The organism is Aeromicrobium sp. CnD17-E (assembly GCF_024124745.1).
Classification (GTDB): Bacteria; Actinomycetota; Actinomycetes; order Propionibacteriales; family Nocardioidaceae; genus Aeromicrobium.
The window spans coordinates 1-7,571 of the sequence record NZ_JAMXRU010000130.1 but is presented as its reverse complement, the minus strand read 5'-3'; the positions used below and the strand labels follow the sequence as shown (position 1 = coordinate 7,571).

The following is a 7,571-nucleotide window of genomic DNA, read 5'->3' as shown; positions in this document are numbered from 1 at the left end:
GACGCGCTGCGCCGGGGGGCGGTCGCGCGATGAGCGAGCAACGGTCGATCGGCGTGGCGCGCAGGTTGCTGCACACCCTGCTCGGCCACCACGTCACCGACGTCGTCCTGGCGCCCGGCTCGCGGTCGGCGCCCCTGGCGCTCGCGTTCCACGCCGCCGAGCAGGCGGGACGCATCCGCCTGCACGTGCGGGTGGACGAGCGCGAGGCCGGCTTCCTCGCCCTCGGCCTCGCGAGGACGTCGCACCGCGTGGTGCCCGTGGTGACCACCTCCGGCACCGCGGTGGCGAACCTGCACCCGGCGATGCTCGAGGCGCTGCACGCCGGCGTCGGGGTGCTGGCCGTGACCGCCGACCGTCCGGCCAGGCTGCGGGGCACGGGCGCCAACCAGACCACGGTGCAGCCGGGCATCTTCCCGGGGGTCGCGTACACGGACCGCGTGAAGGGTCTGCTCGGCGTCGCCCGGCCCGACGCGCCAGGCCACCTGAACCTCGAGCTCGACGAGCCGTTGGTCGAGTCGGTCGACTGGTCGCTCGACCGCGACCCCGATGCCTTGATGCTCGGCCGGGTCGCCTCCTGGCGCGAGTCCGGTGTCCTGACGACCCTCGACGCCGGCCCCCGCACCGTCGTCCTCGCCGGCGACGACTCCGGCGCGCGTGCGCGAGTGGTCGCCCGCGAGGCGGGCTGGCCCCTGCTCGCCGAGCCGACGTCGGGCTCCCGGACGGGTGGTGCGCTGTCGACCTACCGGCTGCTCCTCGGTCACGAGCCCCTGGCCGCGCGGGTCGAGCGCGTCGTGTCGTTCGGCCACCCGACGCTGAGCCGTCCGGTCACGCGGTTGCTGGCGCGCGCCGACGTCGACGTCGTGCACGTGGGCACGCAGGCGACCTTCCCGGTGCCGGCCGGTCCTCGCGTCACGTTCGTCGACGACGTCGCGGCCGGCAGCGTCGCCGACCCCGGCTGGCTGCAGGACTGGACGGACGCCGACGCCCGCGTGCAGCGCGCCGTCGACGCCCTGCTCGCGGACCACCCCGACAGCGGCCTTGCCGTCGCGCGCACCGTCGCCGAGGCGCTCCCGCCCGGCGGCCTGCTCGTCGTCGGCGCCTCCCAGCCGATCCGCGACCTCGACGTCGTCGCGCGGCCCTGGACCGTGGGGGAGCGGCGCTACGTCGTGGCCAACCGTGGCCTCGCCGGCATTGACGGGACGGTGTCGACGGCGGTCGGCGCGGCCCTCGCCCGCGACTCGAGCCGGTCCCTGGCGCTGATGGGCGACCTGACCTTCCTGCACGGCAGCAACGGCCTGCTGGTCGGGCCCGACGAGCCACGGCCCGACCTCACGGTCGTCGTGGTCAACGACGACGGCGGCGCGATCTTCTCGACGCTGGAGCAGGGCGGTCCGGAGCACGCCGACGCGTTCGAGCGCGTGTTCGCCACACCCACCGGTGCCGACCTGGGGGCCCTCTGCGCGGGCTACCGCGTGCCGCACCGACGCGTCGAGCCGGCCGGGCTCGCGGCCGCCCTCGCCTCGCCGACCGGAGGGCTGGAGGTGGTCGAGGTGGTGCTGCGACGCGACGACCGGCGCGCCCTCGACGCCGCCCTGCGCGCGACGACGGCGGCGGCGCTCGCCGACGACTGAGTGCCGACGGCACCGCGCCGACCGAGCGCGTCCAGCAGTCGAGAAACCGTGACAGTCCTGGTGGCAACGACCACACCAGCGGTACCGTGAGTGGCGTGCGTCACGTGCGCGCCGACGAGAGGACGGGCATGGGGATCGAGACCTTCGACTACGTGGTGATCGGGTCGGGCAGCGGCGGCGGTGTGGTCGCCGCACGACTCACGGAGGACCCCGACGTCCGCGTCCTGCTCCTCGAGGCCGGGCCGATGGACGACGACGACATGATCCACCTGCCGGCCGGGTTCTCGACGCTGTTCAAGACGTCGTGGGACTGGGGCTACCAGACCACCCCGCAGAAGCACCTCGGCAACCGTCGCGCCGACTGGCCGCGCATGAAGGCGCTCGGCGGCTGCACGTCGATGAACGCGATGATCTACATCCGCGGCAACCACGCCGACTACGACGAGTGGCGCGACGCCTACGGCGCCGACGGCTGGGGCTTCGACGACGTGCTGCCCTACTTCGTGCGGTCGGAGGGCAACCAGCGCCTGCGCAACTCCTTCCACGGCAACGACGGCCCCCTGCACGTCGAGGACCGCCGCCACGACCACGAGCTCAGCCACGCGTTCGTCGAGTCGGCCGTCGCGAACGGCATGAAGCGCACCGACGACTTCAACGGCGCGGAGCAGGAGGGCGCCGGGCTCTACCAGGTCACGTGCCGCAAGGGCCGACGCTGGTCGGTCGCCGACGCGTACATCCGTCCCGCCCTGTCGCGCCCGAACCTGGTGCTGCGCACCGAGGCGTTCGTGACGTCGATCGACCTCGAGGGCGCGAAGGGCGCCAAGCGCGCCGTCGGCGTCACCTACCGGCGGGGCGCGTTCACCGAGACGGTGCGCGTCAACGCCGAGGTCGTCCTCGCGGGTGGAGCCATCAACAGCCCCCAGCTCCTCATGCTGTCGGGCATCGGCCCCACCGCGCACCTCAAGGACCACGGCATCGACGTCCAGGTCGACCTGCCTGGCGTCGGGCAGAACCTGCAGGACCACCCGGTCTCGGGCGTCCTCGCGCACACCCAGGGCACGACCGACATCGCCGCGTCGCTCAACCTGCCCCAGCTGCTCAAGGCCCAGAAGCTGGGTCGGGGGCCACTCACGTCGAACGTCGCCGAGGCCGGGGCGTTCTTCACCTCGCGCGACGACCTCGACCTGCCCGACCTGCAGTTCCACTTCGCGCCCACCGGCTTCTGGGACAACGGCCTGCACGAGCCCACGCAGCCGGCCCTCACCCTCGCCGCGACCCTGGTGCGCGTGCAGAGCCGCGGCCACGTGCGGCTGCGGTCGGCCGACCCGAGCTGGAAGCCGGAGATCGAGGCCGGATACCTCGACGACCGCGCCGACCTCGAGGCGCTCGCCGCCGGCATCCGGCGCGCCTGCGAGATCCTCAAGGACGGTCCCTTGGCCCGGTACGTGAAGGCGCCGTGGGAGCCCGCGTCGCTCGACCCCACCGACGACCAGGTGTACGCCTCGATCAACCGGCTCTGCCAGACGCTCTACCACCCCGTCGCCACGTGCGCGATGGGCACCGGCGACGAGAGCGTCGTCGACCCGCAGCTGCGCGTGCGCGGCGTCGAGGGTCTGCGCGTCGCCGACGCGTCCGTCATGCCCGCGGTCCCGCGCGGCAACACCAACGCCCCCACGATCATGGTCGGCGAGAAGGCCGCCGACCTGCTGAAGGAGTCCCGATGACCTCGACGTACGACCGCCACCCGACCCCGCCGCCCACCTCCGCCTCGGTCCCGGCCGACGGCGTCGAGACCTTCGAGTCGCTCGACCCGGCCACCGGGGACCTCGTCGGCGTGCACCCCGTCGCCGGTCCGGAGGACGTCGCCCTCGCGGTCGAGCGTGCGCGCGACGCCGCCGCCTGGTGGGGCAACCTCACCTTCGACGAGCGCGCGGAGCACCTGCTCACGTGGCGCAGCGTCATCACGCGCCGGATCGCGCAGCTGTCGGAGCTGTCGCACCGCGAGACCGGCAAGCCGATCCCCGACGCCCAGCTCGAGATCGCGCTCGCCATCGACCACGTCGCGTGGGCCGCCAAGCACGCCAAGAAGGTGCTCGGCCCGCAGCGCGTGGCCTCCGGCCTCGTCATGGCCAACCAGAAGTCGACGGTGGAGTACAAGCCGCTCGGCGTCGTCGGCGTCATCGGCCCGTGGAACTACCCGGTCTTCACGCCGATGGGCTCGATCGCCTACGCGCTCGCGGCGGGCAACACGGTGGTGTTCAAGCCGAGCGAGTACACGCCCGGCGTCGGCGTGTGGCTCGCCGAGACGTTCGCCGAGGTCGTCGGCGGCATCCCCGTGCTGCAGGCGATCACGGGCCTGGGCGCCACGGGCGCCGCGCTGTGCACCTCCGGCGTCGACAAGCTGGCGTTCACCGGCTCGACGGCCACCGGCAAGAAGGTCATGGCGGCGTGCGCCGAACGGCTCACGCCGGTCGTCATCGAGGCGGGCGGCAAGGACTCGCTCATCGTCGACGAGGACGCCAACATCGCCAAGGCCGCCGAGGCGGCACTGTGGGGCGGCATGTCCAACGCGGGCCAGACGTGCATCGGCACCGAACGCGTCTACGTGCACGAGAAGGTCTTCGACGCGTTCGTCGCCGAGATCACCGAGCAGGCCAGGGGGCTGCGCGCCGGCACCGACGCGGGCGCCAAGATCGGGCCGATCACCATGCCGTCGCAGGTCGACGTCATCCGCGGTCACGTCCAGGACGCGCTCGACCGCGGCGCCACGGCCGTCGTCGGCGGTGCCGACGCGGTGGGCGAGCGGTTCGTGCAGCCGACGATCCTCACCCACGTGCCCGAGACGTCGACGGCCATCACCGAGGAGACGTTCGGGCCCACGCTCGCCGTGAACCCGGTGCGCGACATGGACGAGGCGGTCCGTCTCACCAACGCGGGCAAGTACGGGCTCGCGGGCGCGGTGTTCTCCAAGCGCAACGGCGTGGAGATCGCGCGCCGGATCCGTTCGGGCATGACCTCGGTCAACGGCATCATCACGTTCGCGGGGGTGCCCGGGCTCCCGTTCGGCGGTGTCGGGGAGTCGGGCTTCGGCCGCATCCACGGCCCCGACGGGCTCAAGGAGTTCACCTACGCCAAGGCGATCACGCAGCAGCGCTACGCCCCCCTGCTGAACCTCACGTCGTTCAAGCGGGCCGCGAAGGACGAGAAGGGCCTGAACCTGGTCGTCACGCTGCTGCACGGCGGCAAGAAGACGCTCAAGCCGTAGTCCGGCTGGTGCCCGACGGGCCCGCACCCCTCTCGCGAGAGCCGGGTGCGGGCCCGTCGGCGTCCGGACCTGAGGTAGCGGATAGGGCATCCGCCCGATGTGGCGCCCTACCTCAGACGGCGACGGTGGAGTCGTCCCCGAGCCGCAGAAGAGGTACCGCCATGATCCTCGACCCGCTGGGCTACGTGCCCACCGAGATCGCCCTCCGCACGACGATCGCGCGCAACGCGTTCGCCGCCCAGCCGCGCCGTCCCCGCCGTCGCCGGACCCACCGCCGCCTCGTGCAGTGGACGGTCCCCACGTTCCCCGACGGAGCCCGGACGAGCGCACGACGCCACGCCGACGGCAGCGCGTGACGCCACGAGCCGACGGTCGGTGCGCGACGGCATGATGGACGTCGTGCAGAGTCCGATCGTCGGCCGCGACGCCGTCCTCGACGAGCTCGCCGAGGCGCTGGGCCTGGACGGCTCGACCCCCGGCCGTGCCGTGCTGCTCGGCGGCGACGCCGGCATCGGCAAGACGCGCGTCGTCGACGAGACGGTCGAGCGGGCGCGGTCGGCCGGCGTCCGCGTCCTCGTCGGGCACTGCCTCGACCTGGGCGAGCACGTGCCGGCCTTCCAGCCCGTGGTCGACGCGCTCGCCGGTCTCGACGCGACGCCCTCGGCCGACGACGTCGTGGGGCTCGGCGAGCTCGCGACGTCGCTGCCGGCCCTCGAGGTGCTCCGCTCCGGCGGGGTGGGGGAGGACGACGGCGACCGGCTGCGTGCCGACGTCGTCGCGGCGGTCGCTCACACGCTCGAGCACCTCGCGGCCGCGGGCCCCGTGCTGCTCGTCCTCGAGGACCTGCACTGGGCCGACGCCTCCACGCGGCACCTCGTCCGCTACCTGCTCGGCCGCAGGTTCGTCCGCCCGGTCGGGCTCCTGCTCTCCTTCCGCAGCGACGACCTGCACCGTCGGCACCCGCTGCGTCCCGCCCTGGCCGAGTGGACCAGGCTGCCGTCGGTGCAGCGCATCGACCTCGCGCCGCTCGACGACGCGGCGATGTCGGACCTGCTGAGGGGCCGGACCTCCCGCGACCTCAGCGCGGACGGCGTCGACACGATCCTGGCTCGTGCCGAGGGCAACGCCTTCTACGCCGAGGAGCTGCTCGACGCCGGTCTCGCCGGCGGGTCGCTGCCGGAGAACCTGGCCGACCTCCTGCTGGTGCGGGTGGACCGGCTGCACGACGACGCCCGGGCGGTCGTGCGAGCCGTGGCGTGCGCGGGCGGTCCCGTGGCCGACGTTCTCCTGCGACGGGCAGTGGAGACCGAGGGTCCGGTCGACGACGCCCTGCGGGAGGCCGTCGACCTCAAGGTGCTGGTACCCGTGGGGGAGGCCCTGCGGTTCCGTCACGCCCTGCTGGCCGAGGCCGTGCTCGACGACCTGCTGCCGGGAGAGCGTCGGCGCGTGCATGCCACGTTCCTGCGAGCCTTGGAGTCCGACCCCGGCCCGGTCGCGGCCGCCACCGTCGCGCTGCACGCGCACGGCGCGGGCGATCCGGCCCTCGCCTTCGAGGCCGACCTGCGTGCGGCCGACGAGGCCCGCCGGGTCGGGGGTCACGACGAGGCTGCGGGGCACCTGCAGCGTGCGCTCGGCGTCGTCGACCACGCGCCCGAGGGGCACGACGTCGTCGGTCTCGTGATGCTGACCGCCGACACCCTGCTCGCCTCCGGCCGGTTGCGGACGGCGGGTGCGCTGCTCGCCGACCACCTGGAGCGCGAACCGCGAGGCGAGGGTCGCGCGCGGCTGCTGTACACGCAGGGGCAGATCACCTACCTCGGCGGGACCGACGCCGAGGCCGACGCGGCGAGCCGTGCCGCGCTCGCGGCCGCCGAGGACGCCTCGGTGGCCGTCAGGGCGCGGGTGGAGTCGTTGCGCGCCCAGGTGGCCTCCACGCTGGGCCTGCTCGAGGAGTCGGTCGAGCGTGCCGAGACCGCACTGCGGCTGGCCGAGGAGGCCGGCGACGACCCGACGGTGGCCGAGGCCCAGACGACGCTGCTGCGGGTCCTCGCCCGCACCGGTGCCGACGCCACGGGTACGCGGGACGGCTACCTCGAGCTGGCCGAGGCGGCGCGCGCCCGCGGCGACGTGCACGGGGAGCTGCGGGCGTGGCACCACCTGGCCTTCTCGCACTTCAACGCCGGCGAGCTCGAGCGCGCCGACCACTACTTCCGGGTGTGCCTCGAGCGGGGCCGCGCCACGGGCCGGTCCTGGGCTCCCTACGGATTCGACGGCCGCTTCTTCGCCGCGCTCGTGGCCTACCTGCGGGGCGACTGGGAGGAGGTCGCGGTCCTCGCCCAGGACCTCCGGGGCGCGACGCGACTCGCCCGCGCCTGCCTGCAGGCGGTCGGGATGCTCGTGGCGGCAGGGCGCGGGACGCCCCTGCCGGCCGACGTCGTCACGTCGGTGCGAGCGCGCTGGGACCTCGACCTCGCCCTCGCCGTGCACAGCGGCACCGCCCTCGTCGACGCCGCAGCCGACGCGCACGGCGCGATGCAGGCCCACGACGAGCTGGTCACGACGCTCGACGCGGTCTGGCGCGACCACCTCGGTCCGCATCGGCTGCGCCTCGGCGGGCTGCTGGTGGGGCGTCTGGCCGGCGCAGCGCCCACGAGCGGCGCCGCCGACCGTCGGCG

General features: G+C 74.2%; 5 protein-coding genes. All 5 read left to right on the top strand.

Features of this window, described 5'->3' with window-relative positions:
* Positions 1–29 precede the first annotated feature (29 nt).
* Entirely contained in the window at positions 30–1,631 is a 1,602-nt protein-coding gene (gene menD, locus NH339_RS16455) for a 2-succinyl-5-enolpyruvyl-6-hydroxy-3-cyclohexene-1-carboxylic-acid synthase (protein ID WP_253027104.1), read from the top strand.
* A gap of 95 nt (positions 1,632–1,726) precedes the next feature.
* Entirely contained in the window at positions 1,727–3,355 is a 1,629-nt protein-coding gene (locus tag NH339_RS16450; protein ID WP_253027103.1) for a GMC family oxidoreductase, read from the top strand.
* Positions 3,352–4,896, top strand: a complete 1,545-nt coding sequence (locus tag NH339_RS16445) for an aldehyde dehydrogenase family protein (protein ID WP_253027102.1) — start codon at positions 3,352–3,354, stop codon at positions 4,894–4,896. The genes NH339_RS16450 and NH339_RS16445 overlap by 4 nt, the downstream gene beginning before the upstream one ends.
* A 161-nt stretch (positions 4,897–5,057) precedes the next feature.
* Entirely contained in the window at positions 5,058–5,252 is a 195-nt protein-coding gene (locus NH339_RS16440; protein ID WP_253027101.1) for a hypothetical protein, read from the top strand.
* Positions 5,253–5,295: 43 nt separating this feature from the next.
* On the top strand, positions 5,296–7,571 hold a 2,276-nt coding region (locus NH339_RS16435; protein WP_253027100.1), incomplete at its 3' end, for an AAA family ATPase.

Coding starts and splice junctions, on each gene's coding strand:
- menD (WP_253027104.1), top strand. CDS start 30: ATGAGCGAGCAACGGTCGATCGGCGTGGCGCGCAGGTTGCTGCACACC.
- NH339_RS16445 (WP_253027102.1), top strand. CDS start 3,352: ATGACCTCGACGTACGACCGCCACCCGACCCCGCCGCCCACCTCCGCC.
- NH339_RS16440 (WP_253027101.1), top strand. CDS start 5,058: ATGATCCTCGACCCGCTGGGCTACGTGCCCACCGAGATCGCCCTCCGC.